Annotated in this window: 14 protein-coding genes; 5 read left to right on the top strand and 9 right to left on the bottom strand. The window is 48.2% G+C overall.

Annotated elements, in window-relative coordinates:
* Positions 1-17: 17 nt before the first annotated feature.
* The 6 genes from F0L74_RS15210 to aceB form a co-directional block, all read right to left on the bottom strand.
* A complete protein-coding gene (locus F0L74_RS15210; RefSeq protein WP_149838695.1) occupies positions 18-929 on the bottom strand; it encodes a helix-turn-helix domain-containing protein in 912 nt (303 codons plus the stop codon).
* A gap of 12 nt (positions 930-941) precedes the next feature.
* Positions 942-1,829 (bottom strand): NmrA family NAD(P)-binding protein, encoded by an 888-nt coding sequence (locus F0L74_RS15205; RefSeq protein ID WP_149838694.1) that lies wholly within the window; start codon positions 1,827-1,829, stop codon positions 942-944.
* 91 nt (positions 1,830-1,920) lie between these two features.
* Positions 1,921-2,424 (bottom strand): GNAT family N-acetyltransferase, encoded by a 504-nt coding sequence (locus F0L74_RS15200; protein WP_149838693.1) that lies wholly within the window; start codon positions 2,422-2,424, stop codon positions 1,921-1,923.
* A 94-nt stretch (positions 2,425-2,518) separates the two neighbouring features.
* Positions 2,519-3,490 (bottom strand): PorP/SprF family type IX secretion system membrane protein, encoded by a 972-nt coding sequence (locus tag F0L74_RS15195; protein WP_149838692.1) that lies wholly within the window; start codon positions 3,488-3,490, stop codon positions 2,519-2,521.
* 124 nt (positions 3,491-3,614) lie between these two features.
* On the bottom strand, positions 3,615-4,892 hold the full coding sequence (gene aceA, locus F0L74_RS15190; RefSeq protein WP_149838691.1) for an isocitrate lyase: 1,278 nt from the start codon (positions 4,890-4,892) through the stop codon (positions 3,615-3,617).
* 27 nt (positions 4,893-4,919) lie between these two features.
* Positions 4,920-6,629, bottom strand: coding sequence for a malate synthase A (gene aceB / locus F0L74_RS15185; RefSeq protein ID WP_149838690.1), 1,710 nt, complete (start codon positions 6,627-6,629; stop codon positions 4,920-4,922).
* 104 nt (positions 6,630-6,733) lie between these two features.
* Here aceB and F0L74_RS15180 point away from each other — a divergent pair, with 104 nt between their 5' ends.
* Positions 6,734-8,218, top strand: a complete 1,485-nt coding sequence (locus F0L74_RS15180; protein ID WP_149838689.1) for an XRE family transcriptional regulator — start codon at positions 6,734-6,736, stop codon at positions 8,216-8,218.
* Positions 8,219-8,344: 126 nt separating this feature from the next.
* Positions 8,345-8,863 carry a hypothetical protein gene (locus F0L74_RS15175; protein ID WP_149838688.1) on the top strand — a complete coding sequence of 173 codons (519 nt, stop codon included), beginning with the start codon at positions 8,345-8,347 and terminating at the stop codon, positions 8,861-8,863.
* A 498-nt stretch (positions 8,864-9,361) separates the two neighbouring features.
* Here the strand turns inward: F0L74_RS15175 and F0L74_RS15165 are convergent, their stop codons facing one another.
* Positions 9,362-10,183 carry a hypothetical protein gene (locus tag F0L74_RS15165; RefSeq protein WP_149838687.1) on the bottom strand — a complete coding sequence of 274 codons (822 nt, stop codon included), beginning with the start codon at positions 10,181-10,183 and terminating at the stop codon, positions 9,362-9,364.
* Between the two features lie 237 nt (positions 10,184-10,420).
* Here F0L74_RS15165 and F0L74_RS15160 point away from each other — a divergent pair, with 237 nt between their 5' ends.
* The gene (locus tag F0L74_RS15160) at positions 10,421-11,146 is read left to right on the top strand and encodes an SDR family oxidoreductase (RefSeq protein ID WP_149838686.1); all 726 of its coding nucleotides are present in this window, start codon (positions 10,421-10,423) and stop codon (positions 11,144-11,146) included.
* Positions 11,147-11,215: 69 nt separating this feature from the next.
* On the opposite strand, the gene F0L74_RS15155 is transcribed toward F0L74_RS15160, so the two are convergent.
* Positions 11,216-12,028 (bottom strand): OmpA/MotB family protein, encoded by an 813-nt coding sequence (locus F0L74_RS15155; protein WP_149838685.1) that lies wholly within the window; start codon positions 12,026-12,028, stop codon positions 11,216-11,218.
* 207 nt (positions 12,029-12,235) lie between these two features.
* On the opposite strand from F0L74_RS15155, the gene F0L74_RS15150 reads away from it, so the two are divergent.
* Positions 12,236-12,724 (top strand): hypothetical protein, encoded by a 489-nt coding sequence (locus F0L74_RS15150; protein ID WP_149838684.1) that lies wholly within the window; start codon positions 12,236-12,238, stop codon positions 12,722-12,724.
* A 175-nt stretch (positions 12,725-12,899) separates the two neighbouring features.
* Positions 12,900-13,679, top strand: coding sequence for a M57 family metalloprotease (locus F0L74_RS15145; RefSeq protein ID WP_149838683.1), 780 nt, complete (start codon positions 12,900-12,902; stop codon positions 13,677-13,679).
* A 67-nt stretch (positions 13,680-13,746) separates the two neighbouring features.
* On the opposite strand, the gene F0L74_RS15140 is transcribed toward F0L74_RS15145, so the two are convergent.
* Entirely contained in the window at positions 13,747-14,607 is an 861-nt protein-coding gene (locus F0L74_RS15140) for a helix-turn-helix domain-containing protein (protein WP_149838682.1), read from the bottom strand.
* Between the last annotated feature and the right edge of the window lie 25 nt (positions 14,608-14,632).

The following is a 14,632-nucleotide window of genomic DNA, read 5'->3' as shown; positions in this document are numbered from 1 at the left end:
GGGCGCTCTGCTTATAGCTAATTAAACGACTGTCTGAACTCCAATGGCGACAGGCTCGTTTTTGTCTTGAACAATTTACTGAAAGACTGCGGGCGGTCAAATCCTAATTCGTAGGCGATCTCACTTACGGATAGATCTGTGGTGGATAGCTTTTCCTTTGCCTTATCGATCAGTTTGTCCTGTATATGTTGTTTGGTGCTCTGGCCGGTTAATGATTTTAGCAGGCCGCTTAAATAATTGGGCGATACGTTCAGTGTTTCGGCAATGTATGGTACGGTGGGCAATCCTTTCTTTAGCAGGTCATCACTGTTGAAATAGGCAGCCAGCACTGCCTCCAGGCGTTCCAGGATCTTATGGTTAGCTATCTTCCTGGTGATGAACTGCCGGTTATAGAACCTCTCCGCATAATTAAGCAATAGCTCAATTTGGGTGATGATGATGCCCTGACTAAATTTATCAAGATTTGCGCGGTATTCCTGTTCAATATGCCGCATGATACCGATGATGGTAGCCTCTTCTTTCTCTGACAGGAACAGCGCCTCATGCACGGCGTAATCAAAATATTCGTACTGTTTTATGGATTTGGCCAATGGGGTATTCCACAAAAAATCAGGATGTATGAGCAGCAGCCATCCGGAATGTAACAGCGGCGTATCCCCGCCGATGGCATAGATCTGGCCAGGAGAGAGGAAGGACATGATACCTTCGTCAAAATCATAAGACTGCTGGCCATACTTCATCTTCGCATTTACGGCCCTTTTGAGGGCAATGGCGTAAAAATCCTGCGTAAGGCTTTGCGGTTCCCTGGCTTGCAACTGGATCTTCTCCAGGTCTATTACGCTGATCAAAGGATGTTCCGGCTTTGGTAAGCCCCTGAACTGGTGATATTCCGAGATCGTTCTTAGCCTATAGATATGGGTGCTGCTCATACATCAAGATAATTAATTCTGGTTGAATAGGACGGCAAATGCGGGCACAAAGTCTGGTAGCTTTACTTTACCCAATGCCGGTGCGTGCTGGTGAAAATCACCGGATAACAGGCCGTTGCGCAGGCTGGCAAACATCTCTGTATAACCAGCCGCCAGTTTAGCGGGGAGGCCATTCGCTTCCAAACCTTGTTGCATTTCCTGGTCCGTGATCACCTGCCATTTTAGATCCGGTTTGCCGATGGCCGCGCCCAGCATACCTGCTATTTCGTTGCCGGTATACTCGCCGCTGGATACATACCTTACCTGGTTTGCGGCGGCCGGTTTTTCGATCTCTCCGGCAATAGCAGCAGCAATATCAATGGGAGAGACCATCGGGATCTTATCATCCCCGCCGTAGTTGACTGCGATTCGGCCCAGGCGCTTTATCATCCCCACATACATAAATAGATTGTTGTAAAAGTAAGTAGGGCGTATGTGCGTAATAACCGTATCCTGCAACTGGTTGAGGATCATCTCTGCATGATGTGCGCCAAGGATGATGCCGGTGCCTTTATCCAGGTCCGCGCCAAAGCTGCTGAGATAAATGGCGCGTTTTACGCCCGCCTGTTGAATGGCCTGGGCATAGTTAGTGGCAATTTCCCGGTAATAAGCTATGCGGTCTGGCTCTGTAGCATTAGCCGGCGGGATCATACAATACACCACATCGGCGCCGCTAAAAGCGGATGTGAGGAAGACTGTATCCTGTAATACGCCAATAGCCGCAATGGCGCCCAGTGCCTCAATGTCCTGCTGCCTTTCCGGCTTGCTGCTGATAACGGTTACGGCGTGTCCTTTTTGTACCAGCTCTTTTGTGAGCGGTCGGCTGATGTTGCCTAATGAACCTGTCAGTATAATTTTCATTTCAATGTTATTTATACTGCAAAGTTCTATCGGCGCAAGCGGGCAAAAGTGTCAGAATCTACGTTTGTTGTGGCATTTTCTCGGGCGTGGGTCAGAGGTCGTTAGTTGTTACGGAATATACATGTAACGGCTGATGGTTGATCTCTATTTCCTTTTCAAACCGGAAGCCTAATTTCTTCAATAACCGCATAGAACTTGTGTTATGGGGAACGGTGGTAGCCAGCAGATGTGCATGTGCGGGGTCCTGCATTATTTGCAGCATCACTCCCCGGGCGGCTTCATACGCATAACCTAACCCCATGAATTGTGGCAGAAATGCAAAACCCAGGTCATGATGAGTCAGATAATCACGTTTTATGAACGATACAATACCAATGGGTGTATTGTCCTCTTTGCGCCTTACAACCCGGTAAGTAAGATTAGGGGTAAGTAGTATCTGGGTGATGTAGGTGATCGCTTCTTCTTTTGAATGAATGTTCCTGTTTCCAATAAACTCCAGCCAGCCTTTCGAATTGAGCAATTCTAATACAAAGTCGTGATCATTTACTGATAGTATGTCTATGGATAGTCTTTCCGTGGTAATTGGATGCTGCATGTTGATCAGAATATTTTAATCTCCAGTAGCACAGATAGGGTGCCGCTACAGGATCAGGTTTCTGATCACAATTTTACGAATTTTCGCGCAATGTTCACAAAATCAGCGAGTAAGACAGTTCCCAGGTCCTGCGGGGGTAACGGCCGGAAGGGAGATGAGCAGTATTGAGCTCATAATAACAGGCCAGCTGGCTTTTCCCGAAGTGTAGCGCGGCATCTGGTATGATCGCATCGCCGGCACGGTAGCTGACGCCGATAAAGAAGGCATTACGGGTACTATCGTCCAGGTAGCGGGAATACCGTATGCCGGCGATCTGTTCGCTGGTACCGGCCTGCCAGGTGAAATTGCCGTAACCGCTTATATTATCCGCGCTACTGATGGCGGCCGTATACCCCCCCTGAATGCCGTCATTGGCGGGTAAGCGCGTTGTATGGGACCATTCCCTATAGGGCCGGTTAAAATGGCGGATGGAACCACCTATATACCACTGTTTTTCTTCTTCCGTATGGAAAAGGGCTACGCCCACACCGGCGGTAAAATAGCCGTGGTTGAAACCGGACTGGTAGGGGTCTGCGGCCATGACGGCAGCCAGCGCCCCATATTTATCAAACTGGTTAGGGATCTCGTAGTAGCTGCCTGTGCCTACGCGGCTATAGCTGTAATTGCCCTGGAAGCCCAGGGCCATATAGGTGTTGTTATTGTTTAACGGCAGTGCATAGGAAAGGGCCAGCATGGCGGTGGATGTGCTCATGAAATTATCGTTTGACTTGTCTGTGCTGCCCCCTGCCGCCAGGTTCACAAAAGCGGTAGCATCATCACCCTTATCTTCCTTACTGAGCAAAGGGAGCTCAATGGTGGCCGCTTTGCTGGAATAGGAAATAATGCCAGGGTAATTTACATTACGCAGGCGGATATTCGCCACCGCATCTTTATTGGTCTTTAAAGCGGGGTTGTACCAGATGTTTAGCTCCTGCACGCCCGCAAAATGCGGGTCCTGCGCATGGGCAACGGCGGCCGCCAGCAATAGCGCGACGGTGATGGAATAGGGTAGGGTGATCCCGGACATAAGCTATCAAACGAAAAGGCTGCACGGATAGTACGCGGAAAATTATCATGATAAAGAGTTAATATGGTGATAGCATCGCCAGCCACCGTGCCGCGACCGGCGATGCATTATTTATAGGTGCGTCTTAATGGAACTGTGCGTTCTCCGTACTATTGGCCATAGCTATAGTAGAGGATGCGCCCTGTTGCACAATATTCTGCACTACATCAAAATAACCGGTACCAACAAAACTCTGGTGTTTTACCGCTTTGAACCCATCTTCCTGCAGGGCAAATTCCTTCTGCTGTAACTCCGAGAAGCCTGCCATGCCAAATTTTTTGTAGGCCCTCGAGAGCTCAAACATAGATGTATTGAGCGCGTGAAAACCCGCCAGCGTAATGAACTGGAATTTATATCCCAATGCGGCCAGCTCTTCCCGGAAGGTTTCCATTTCCGGCCTGGTCAGATGTTTTGACCAGTTAAAAGAAGGGGAGCAATTATAGGCAAGCAGTTTGCCGGGATAAACTTCGTGAATACCGCGGGCAAAATCTGCGGCCATTTTGAGATCCGGGTGAGAGGTTTCCATCCATATCATGTCTGCATATGGCGCATAGGCAATACCGCGGGCAATGCATTGATCCAGCCCGTTCCGCACGTAGTAGAAGCCTTCTGCTGTTCGCTGGCCGGTAATAAAAGGCAGGTCCCTTTCATCCACATCGGCGGTTAAGAGGTTAGCCGCTTCTGCATCTGTTCTGGCGATGATAAGTGTGGGCGTGTCCATTACATCCGCCGCAAGGCGGGCCGCAATAAGCTTGTGAATAGCTTCCTGCGTGGGCACCAGTACCTTACCGCCCAGGTGGCCGCATTTTTTGGCGCTTGATAGCTGGTCTTCGAAGTGCACCGCTGCGGCGCCTGCTTCGATCATGGCTTTCATCAGCTCAAATGCATTCAGGTTGCCGCCAAAGCCGGCTTCTGCATCGGCTATGATGGGGCGCATCCAATCTTTGGAATTATCCCCGTTAACAGAATCTATCTGCTCGCAGCGCAGCAGGGCATTGTTGATGCGCCTAACCACGTCCGGAACAGAATTGGCCGGGTAAAGGGATTGATCCGGGTACATAGCGCCGGCCAGGTTAGCATCCGCAGCTACCTGCCAGCCACTGAGGTAAATGGCGTCTAAACCGGCTACTATTTCCTGTATGGCCTGGTTGCCGGTCAAAGCGCCTAGAGCGGATACAAAGGTTTGCTCATGCAGTAATGTCCACAATTTTTCAGCGCCATTACGGGCCAATGAATAGGTGATATCCACCTTACTACGGAGCTTCAGCACATCTGTGGCGGAATAAGGCCGTTTGATGCCTTGCCATCTGGGAAGGTTATTCCATGCGTTTTCCATTTCCAAAGACTTGGAGGTAGTGTTCATACATTGTTTTTTAGCGTGGTTTACAATTCAGATCTTATTTACAGGGGTTGCAGTGTTTACCAGTTTTAGTATGGGGGCGCCGGTAAGGGACTCCGTACAGACTTTCCGTTCACTATTGGAAAGGATGATATCATAAGCGGAGAGGGTAAGGAACTCTTCAAATCTCTCCTGTACGACCAGCTTGTTAAACAGGCAGATGGCCTGTATATAATAACCTTGCTGATATTGCAGGGAGCCTACTGTTTGCTGGATCTGCTCAATTTCGTCATCCCGCAGGCTTTCATACAATTCGTGGTCAAAAGTTCTGCCGTCAACCAGTTTTGCACGGGCATGCAGCCATTGCCAGATCTGGGTTCTTGATATTTCTGCGGTAGCGGCATCTTCCATCAGGTGGTGGATGGCGGCCGCGCCGTTGCCGCGTAACCAGCTTTCCAGGTAAAGGATGCCAACATTGATATTGGAGCGGATACCGGCTTCTGTTATGGTACCTTCCGGTACTTGCAGCAGCGCTTCTTCCGTGCAGTGAAAATCCTCTCTTTTCCGGTGCAGCTGGTTAGGTTCTGGCATATATTGGTTGAATAGATCCAGGGCTACCTGTACCAGTCCGGGATGCGCCACCCAGGTGCCATCGTGGCCGTCCTGTACTTCCCTTAGTTTATCCGCCTTTACTTTTTCGAGGGCGGCTTCGTTGGCTACAGGGTTATTCTTAATAGGTATTTGCGCGGCCATGCCGCCAATAGCGTGGGCTTCCCGCTCGTGACAGATCCTGATCACCAGTTGGGTATAGGCCCGCATAAAGGGTACGGTCATGGTTACCTGTGAACGGTCCGGGAAGATATGACCGGGGATGGTCCTGAATTTTTTAATAAAGGAAAAGATGTAGTCCCATCTTCCACAGTTCATACCTGCGGAATGTTCCCTGAGCTCCCACAGGATCTCATGCAGCTGAAAAGGCGCCAGGATGGTTTCTACCAGCACGGTGGCTTTAATGGTCCCGGAAGGTATGTTACAATAGTTTTGTGCAAAAAGGAATACATCGTTCCATAACCGCGCCTCTTTATAATGCTCCAGTTTAGGCAGATAGAAATAGGGGCCACTGCCTTTTTCCAGCAGGGTATGGGCATTGTGAAAGAAGTAGAGCCCAAAATCGAACAGACTGGCGCTTACCGGTTCATTGTCGACCAGGAGGTGTTTCTCCACCAGGTGCCATCCGCGGGGCCTTACCATAAGAGTGGCCGTTTGTTCTGCCAGCTCATATGTTTTGCCGTTTTCTGTATTGGTATAGCTAATAGTGCCGTTGATGGCGTCTTTTAGGTTGATCTGTCCCTGTATGGTATTATCCCAGTTGGGCGCATTACTGTCTTCAAAATCAGCCATGAAGATCTTAGCGCCGGAATTGAGGGCGTTGATGATCATTTTGCGGTCTACGGGGCCGGTGATCTCCACCCGTCTGTCCTGCAGGTCTGCCGGTACGGGATTGACCCGCCATTTACCTTGTCTGATGGCGGTGGTCTCCAGGGGAAAATGGAGCGTCCATCCTTTATTGATCCTGAGCTGGAGCTCTTCGCGGTCTGTTAATAAGATCTTCCTGTTTTGATTAAACCGCCGGTGCAAGGCAGCGAGGAAGGTAAGGGCATGGGGAGTGAGTATGTTTTGGTAGGCTGGTGGTAAGGGACCATTGATCTCAACGGCGTCATGTACGAAATGACGTTCCGGAATAAGCGTGGAATTAGTCATATCTGCAAATTTTGACTAAATATAGGAAAATATTCTAAAAGCGAAAAATTCGCTAAACTCTTTTATTTCGATGAGTTACCTTTTTTTACTTTATATTAGGTATTATGATCTCTGGAAACGATAGTATTAGGCTCATCTTTGGACTTAAAGTAAAATCACTGCGGCAGGAAAAAGGATTGTCTTACCAGCAGCTGGCCGATCAGGCGGGTCTTTCCATTTCCTATGTGCATGATATTGAGACCGGGAAAAAGTTTCCCAAGGCGGATAAGATCATCGCCCTGGCGAAAACCCTGGGGGTGGATTACGATTACCTTGTTTCATTAAGGGCCAATAAGAAGCTGCAACCCATTATAGACCTGATCAATTCTGATTTTATCAACGCGGTCCCCTGGGAACATTTTGGTTTATCGCCGGCTTCCCTGCTGGACCTTTTTTCCAATACGCCGGATAAGGTAACCGCTTTTATCAGCACGCTTTTAAAGATCTCCAGGAGCTATCAATTATCAAAAGAGAGTTTTTACCAATCTGCCCTTCGTTCTTACCAGGACCTGAATAACAATTATTTTGAAGAGATAGAACAGGCGGTAGCGGCGTTTAAAACCCAGTATGATCTGCAGGAGCAAACGCCGGTTGTGAGCGCCAAACTGGAAGCCGTCCTTGGCAATATGGGCATAAAGGTGAACCGGAAGAAGATGGCTGGTATAGAGGCCCTGCAGGCATTACGTTCTTACTATTCCACCCGGAACAAAGTTCTATTCCTTAACAAGGGACTGAGCCAGACACAGGAAAAATTCCTGCTGGCCCGCGAACTGGGGTTCCAGTTCCTGGCGCTTACGGAGCGGCCGTATGAAACCGTGAGCAGGCGGAGCGAGTCCTTTGATATGATGCTTAACAATTTCAAAGCCTCTTATTTTGGCGTTGCCTTGTTAATGCCGGAAGGCAATTTTATTGATGATGTGAAGCGGGTGCTTAGTCAGCATAAATGGAATGCCAGATCATTTACAGAACTGATGTCTGCTTATGATGTAACGCCGGAGATGATGATGCAGCGGTTAACCAATATCCTGCCTAAACATTTTGGTATTGAGAACCTGTTCTTTCTGCGGATGAATGGGAATATAGCCACCGACCGCTTTGAGATGACAAAAGAGCTGCATCTGTCGCAGCTGCATAATCCTTATGCCAATGCGTTACATGAGCATTACTGCCACCGCTGGGTATCCATCAAATCCATTAAACGGGTGGCGGCCTTGGTGAAAGCAAAAAAATACCGGTCTCCGCTTATAGATGTTCAGATCTCCCAGTACTGGCAAACCCATAACAGGTATGTATGTTTTTCCATTGCAAAGCCCATATCTCTCAATAGCGCAGATGCCGTAAGTGTGACCATAGGGTTGCTGATCGATCAGAACCTGATACATGCCATGCCGTTTGTTAACGATGCCGCTATCCCGGTTGTAACGGTACATACCACTTGTGAGCGATGTGGTATTACAGATTGCCTGGAACGGGCGGCAATACCGGAAGTGATCATTCAAATGGAAACGGAGGCCAGGAAAGATGCTGCATTGCCGTTACTGGAGCAATAGGCCACCTGGTCATCATAGAAAAAGGATAACGCAAAATTTCAACACATTAGTTTCACAATTTGCAGGAATTACCTAACTTATTGGGCGGATTGTCTGTTAACGATCACAATCTAAATGAGCGTGAAAATGAAGAAGCATATATACATCGCAGTGACCCTATTGTTGGCCATTACAGCCTGTAAACCCCAAAAGGCCATTGATTTTAAGCAAACGATCGATCAGCAGGAGCGTCGCGCATTGGATATATTGGTCAGCAAAGGGGGACTTGATGAGCAAAAGCTGAAATGCCTGATAAAACATGATTTCAAAGGGGCATTGCTGGCGGTGGATAAAGAAGAGCTGGCATTCAATAAGATCATCAATGATATAACCAGCCTGCCGGTAGAAGGTACACAACAGGGGGATGCATTAAAAAAGGCGGCGGCAGATTATTACACAGCGCTTAAAGACCTGCATCTTTATGACCGGCAGGAGATCGAACAACAGGCCCTTACCCGTGACCATGATGAAGAGACAGCGAAGAAAGCGCTGGACAAGTTGATACAGCTGGGCATGGATAAGCAGAAAATGTATGGATCGGTGTATAAAAAAGAGGCCGCCTTTCAGCAGGCAATGGAGGCATTTGAAAAGGCCAATGGCATATAATATAAAACTATCGGCACAATCCCTTAGATGGGAAGTGGCTGCCGTCGGAAAACCTGGGGCCATCTATCAATACAAAGACCCGCGATTTTTGTCCGTATTTTTCGCCAGATGGGCGGTATTTTTTCTATAGCAGCGATGGAAATGTGAAGTGGGTAAAGAATAGTTTGAAGTACAAGTTATTGTTTCCAAGAAGGTCAAATGATGGAGATACCAATAGCCATGACACAATGGAATACCTGAGATAACTGTAGGTACACTGCTAAAAAGGTGGACTTGATCAGGATTTATTGTTAGGGTAGGATGAGATGTCATCCAGCATGGAAAAAAGTATTGATGAGCGTTGTGGGGAGTGTAAAAAGGTCTTATTCCGGGATGGCATTGGCGCATATTTGTGATCAAGAAGTTGATTTTGAGACTACCGGACATAGGGCCTCCGGAGCGGGGCGCTCCCGGAATAATAAACTAAATAAATGAATGTTGAATATAGGCGTGCGGGGCTTATTCTAATTGCAGTTTAAACACCGGCGCAGGAGTGGCTCCTGTTATGCTGGCTGGCAATGCTTGTTTTAGTGTGTGTTTGTACCCAGTCATTGAATTACCGGGTTTGTATACTGGTGTATGTTGTTTCCTGGTCTTCACTTTCCCTTCCCATTTTTGTACAGCTGCAGGCGTTATTACGGTGATGATATCTGCCGCTACCTGCCGGCGGTCTCCGGAGGCTTGTATGATACCGTTGTGCGCCGTACAGGCCCGTACCTGCAATACTAATAACAGGGCGCCTTTGCCCGGTGCGGATATAGGCAAGTCCAGCCCGGTGAATGGTGTACGCAGGTCTATGAGGGTAGTGGCTTCTTCTACATGTACCACCCGCCTTTCCGTAAAGTTGATGCGTACGGCTATAGCGCAGAACTCCAGGTGGGTAGCGGTTCCTGGTTTGGGCAGCTCCTGGGCGGGAAGGTGTAATATGCCTGCGGATGTGTACACAGGCAATTGTGGGATGAGCTTATCTAAGCCGGTATGCGGGTTGAAACGAAAGCCCTCCAAGGTTTGCATATTATTTTTGCAGGTAAGTATAAGCGCCCGGTTCAGGCGGTTTACCAGCGTACCATTGCAACGTATATCCAGGCGGGGCACAATGGCCCTGCGGATCAGCTTTCCTTTGCGGCTGGCAACACCAAACCGTGCGGCTGCCTGCCGGGTAGCCACTGTTTGTCTTACCGTCTCCGGCATGGTGCGGAGGCAGTGTTTGCCGTTCCGGCGGTAACCGATCAGGTTACCCAGCTTGCCGGTGAATTTGATCACGCCTGTTTGCTTTGCCATGTGTATGAGTTTTACTTTGTTTGCTAAATGAAATATTTATTTAGCTAAAATTAAGGCAAAGGCAGGAGAGGCTACCAGTAGGCATATTTGAGATTTACGAATGGCTGTAGGATTGGTGTTAGAATCTATTCAATAGCGAACCTGGCCAGATTAGCGATTAAAAAAATTGTGTTGCATTGGTATTAAAGATCATCTAAATCTTCCAGTTGCTTACCTTTATCCTACAAACAATCAACGATGAAACTAACAGGCAATAAAATACTGATCACCGGCGGCGCCAGTGGCATAGGGTTGGCGCTTACAGAGAGATTTATACAGGAAGGCAATACGGTCATTATTTGTGGCAGACGGGCCGCTGCTTTACAGGAGGTGGCTGCTAAATACCCGTCTGTGATCACCCGGGCATGCGATCTGTCCGTAGAGGGCGAGCGCACAGATCTTTTTAACTGGGTAGCCAGTCAGCATAGCGACCTGAATGTACTGGTAAATAATGCGGGTATCCAGAACTGGATGTCTGTTACAGATGCGGACTTTTATCAGCGTGCTAAACAGGAGATCAGCATCAACATAGAAGGACCGCTTCATTTAACCGCGCTTTTCAGCAACCTGGCCTCATTAGATACTATTATTAACGTTACCTCTGGCCTTTCATTTGTGCCGTTAACGAAGGTGCCGGTGTATTCTGCTACCAAGGCGTTCTTTCACTCGTTTACCCGCTCTGCGCAATATCTGTTGCGGGCAAAGGGGATAGAAGTAATAGAGATGATCCCGCCGGCGTTGAATACAGACCTGGGCGGTAAAGGCCTGCATGATGCGGCGCCCCCGGTAAGTGATTTTATTGAAGCGGTGTTTAAACAATTAGCGGAAGGAAAAACAACGTTGAGCTTTGGGTTTAGCGAGGCTATGACGAAGGCTGGCCCGGAGGAGATCGATAAAGCGTTTAACCGGATGAATCCCAGTTGATAAGTGGTTGGACAACACCGTAAGCAGCCATATAAAATACAANNCCTTTGTATTTTATATGGCTGCACGTCAGGTACCTAGCAGCTTATACAGTTCGTCCAGTTTGGGGGAGAGGATGATCTCCGTTCTCCTGTTCTTTGCCCGTCCTTCCGGTGTGCTGTTGCTTTCAACCGGATCGTACTGGCTGTGGCCGGAGGCTATTACCTTGGTGGGATCTACATGGTAGGTGTCTACCAGGATCCTTACAATAGCGGTAGACCTGGCCGTGCTCAGCGCCCAGTTATCCTGGAACTTGCTACGGATGGGAATAGAGTCTGTATGACCTTCGATGTTTACGGAGATATCCGGGTTTACGATCAGTACTGCGGCCAGCTTGCTCAGCGCATCCTTACCCTTTACGTTCACGTCTGCGCTACCGGAGGGGAACAGGAGGTTCTCGCTCAGGCTCACATATACTTTCCCGTTTTTCTGCGTAACGGTCAGCTCATTGGAGTTGAAACCGCTGAGGGCGTCTGTCATCTTTTTCCTGATCTCTGCGGATTTCTCTTTCTGTTGATCCAGCAATGACTGCAGTTGCTGCAGTTTCTGCTGTTGCTGTTCATATGCCTGTTTGCTATTGCTTAACTGGGAGGTCAGGCGGCTTTGTGTAGCATTGGCATTTTCCGCCAGCTTGGCATTGGCATCGTTCAGGTCTTTGATCTTTTGCTCCAGCTGGTTAACGTTGTCTTCCAGGTTATTTACCCTGTTAGCTAGTGTGGCGCTGTCGGCTTTAGATATGCGCAGGGCGACCTGTGAATCCAGGTATTTCCGCTTTGCAACACAGCTTGCCAGAAACAGGGCCAGGACAGATAGTAATAGTAACGTCCTTACGTTGTGCTTCATAATATGGTGTTTTTTTGACGGTTTGGCATAGTCTCGTTCAATTGTCAAACTTTGTGCCTAAATGGCCAGGAGGGCTGTATCACCGGTGTGATGTTGACATTCTCCCCATGGTTTAAGGGCGGAAATATAGAACAAATATCCCGGGCAGGCAACATACCTGCCACTTAAAAACAGCTATCTTACACCACATTTTTAAAACCCCGCAGGATGAAAAAAATAGTATTAAATGAGCTGTTCAGCAGCGGCAGCTTCCGGTCAGGGTTAAAGGCCGGCCTTATGAAACCGGCAGTTGAAAAGCAGCTGGGTAAATCACTGGAGGGCAGTTATCTTATCAGTACGCCGGATGTTGACTATTATGTCGTGGAAATGGAAACAGATGCTAACCTGACAGTGATCTTTGATAAAGCAAGGCGTTGCGATGTGGTGAAGATCTCCATGAAAGAAAACCTGGACCGGACATTAGTCATTCAGCTGGGTGAACAGGAGGAAGTAATAGATAAAAATACTTCGTTTGACAGGTTAATTGAAATACTGCTGGCGTTAAATATTGAGTGGGAGTTTGATCGTGCAAAAGTATTTTTACAGGTGGTTTGTATCCGGTTTAAAAATGGCTTGCGTTTATTTTATGCTTTTGGTAACAAAAGTGAGAATGATCATGGATTGTTTGAGATCAGTTCTAACCTGGAGATCGTTTAGCGCAAGCGCGATCAGGATGATCATGTGTATTATGCACACTTAATGCAATCGTTGGAAACCGGCCATAAATAACTGTTTACAACAAGTTGGCGTGCTTAAACTTTTCTACTGCAGACATACTACAAGTGGTATACTTTAGCTTCAGTGAATTGTTTAACTCTAAATCTGTACTATCATGTACCCTAAGAAAATCCAACTCAAGTATGCCATTTGCCTTGCGCTGCTGGTGGCATTATTCTCTTCCTGTGCGCAGAAAGACAAATCAACCAACGAGGCAGCTCCTGAAGCCAGCATCCAGGAGATGACCAACTACCTCACCAGCCTTGGATTTGATAAACAAAAGATCGTATTTGAAGCAGACAGGGTGATCGTTGAGAGCGATATCATCATGACCCTGCCGGAACTGCAACAACGTACGATCACCTGGAACAAAGAAAAAGCCGGTGGCCCTCAGACAGAACAACGGAGGAACACCTACATTATCAGTAACACGTACAATAATAATGTACGGATCTTCATCGAATCTTCTGTACCTACCGCCTGGAGAACAGCCATCCAGGGCGCTGTAAACAACTGGAATGCGGTGAACGGCACCCGCCTGGGTATGTCTATCATCACCAGCGCTTCCGGTGTGTATACAAGGGTATTTATGGGCAATGCGCCGGGCCAGTCATGGATTGCGCGCGCATACCTGCCTACTTCCAACGGCCGGCCGGGTGTAAGCGTTGAGATCAATGCTTATTTCAATACCTTGTCTGCCAGCCAGAAATTGTTTGCTATTACCCATGAATTTGGCCACACCATTGGTTTCCATCACACCAATCAAACCAGTGGCACACATATTCCGGGTACGCCAACCGTGGATGCCAATTCTGTAATGAACTCCTTTGTGCTCAACTGGGCAGGGTTCACTTCCGGAGATGTGCTGGCCACACAGATCCTGTATCCTCAATAAAGGAAGGGTGTATAAAAAGGCAAGGGCGTACCAACAGTGGTACGCCTTTGCGTTTATAGGGCCGTAATTATGCCGTTTTCCCAGACTGCTTCCTGTACTCCGCCGGCGCCATGCCTACATATTTTCTGAACTGCCGGCTCAGATGGCTTTCATCCGTAAAGCCCAGTTCATCCGCAATCTGGCTCACAGTAAGCGCGCTATTGACCAGCCTTTGCTGCACCAGCTTTATGCGATATAACATGATATATTGCTGCAGGGTTTCTCCGGTAAATTTCCTGAAATATTCGCCTACGTAATTGGCAGAAAGATTAAATTGAGCCGCCAGGTGATCTACGCGTAGCTTTTCCGGCTCGCTGATGTGCGAGCGGATATGCAGCAGCATACGGTTGATGAGCGGCTCTGCAGCCGGCGCAAGATCAGTGGGAGGCGCTGTCACATTGCGGGCCAGGATATTCAGGATAAGGGTCACGAAATGTTGAAGGTTTTCTTCATGATAGGCGGCCTGTTGCTCATATTCTGCCATCATGTTATTGATCAGCGTACCCACCATCTGGCAGTCGCGGGGTTGTTTGATCAGCAGTTCCTGGAAGCGGTTATGATGAAAGAATATATGCTCCAGCTGTTTCAGCCACTGGATGATCCGTTCTTTATCCTGCGGACTTTTGCATTTTCCCAGGAACACTTCTGAAAAACGGATGGAACAGAAGCGTGTAGGGGCGCTGCTGTCAAAGCCCCGGCAATCCAACGGTGTGAACAGGAATATACTCCCTTTATGATAGGGGAGGCGGTTGCGGTTCACTTCCCGCGTGCCTTCGCCTTCCAATATCTGCACTATCTCGAAGAAGTGATACACCAGCGGGCGCTCGTGCCAGCATTCCATATCTGATACATATAGCTCAAAGGGCTGGAGTAGCTGTTTGTTTTCCATAACCTGTAAAATTACAGCACAAACC

The organism is Chitinophaga agrisoli (assembly GCF_008386695.1).
GTDB classification, from domain to species: domain Bacteria; phylum Bacteroidota; class Bacteroidia; order Chitinophagales; family Chitinophagaceae; genus Chitinophaga; species Chitinophaga agrisoli.
The sequence above is the reverse complement of the archived record's forward strand: the minus strand, read 5'-3'. Positions and strand labels throughout refer to the sequence as shown.

What these genes read in the sequence shown, in the direction of transcription:
- F0L74_RS15200 (WP_149838693.1), bottom strand. Translation starts at nt 2,424, where the DNA reads ATGCAGCATCCAATTACCACGGAAAGACTATCCATAGACATACTATCA.
- F0L74_RS15205 (WP_149838694.1), bottom strand. Translation starts at nt 1,829, where the DNA reads ATGAAAATTATACTGACAGGTTCATTAGGCAACATCAGCCGACCGCTC.
- F0L74_RS15145 (WP_149838683.1), top strand. Translation starts at nt 12,900, where the DNA reads ATGTACCCTAAGAAAATCCAACTCAAGTATGCCATTTGCCTTGCGCTG.
- F0L74_RS15210 (WP_149838695.1), bottom strand. Translation starts at nt 929, where the DNA reads ATGAGCAGCACCCATATCTATAGGCTAAGAACGATCTCGGAATATCAC.
- F0L74_RS15160 (WP_149838686.1), top strand. Translation starts at nt 10,421, where the DNA reads ATGAAACTAACAGGCAATAAAATACTGATCACCGGCGGCGCCAGTGGC.
- aceA (WP_149838691.1), bottom strand. Translation starts at nt 4,892, where the DNA reads ATGAACACTACCTCCAAGTCTTTGGAAATGGAAAACGCATGGAATAAC.
- F0L74_RS15175 (WP_149838688.1), top strand. Translation starts at nt 8,345, where the DNA reads ATGAAGAAGCATATATACATCGCAGTGACCCTATTGTTGGCCATTACA.
- F0L74_RS15165 (WP_149838687.1), bottom strand. Translation starts at nt 10,183, where the DNA reads ATGGCAAAGCAAACAGGCGTGATCAAATTCACCGGCAAGCTGGGTAAC.
- F0L74_RS15140 (WP_149838682.1), bottom strand. Translation starts at nt 14,607, where the DNA reads ATGGAAAACAAACAGCTACTCCAGCCCTTTGAGCTATATGTATCAGAT.
- F0L74_RS15150 (WP_149838684.1), top strand. Translation starts at nt 12,236, where the DNA reads ATGAAAAAAATAGTATTAAATGAGCTGTTCAGCAGCGGCAGCTTCCGG.
- F0L74_RS15180 (WP_149838689.1), top strand. Translation starts at nt 6,734, where the DNA reads ATGATCTCTGGAAACGATAGTATTAGGCTCATCTTTGGACTTAAAGTA.
- F0L74_RS15155 (WP_149838685.1), bottom strand. Translation starts at nt 12,028, where the DNA reads ATGAAGCACAACGTAAGGACGTTACTATTACTATCTGTCCTGGCCCTG.
- aceB (WP_149838690.1), bottom strand. Translation starts at nt 6,629, where the DNA reads ATGACTAATTCCACGCTTATTCCGGAACGTCATTTCGTACATGACGCC.
- F0L74_RS15195 (WP_149838692.1), bottom strand. Translation starts at nt 3,490, where the DNA reads ATGTCCGGGATCACCCTACCCTATTCCATCACCGTCGCGCTATTGCTG.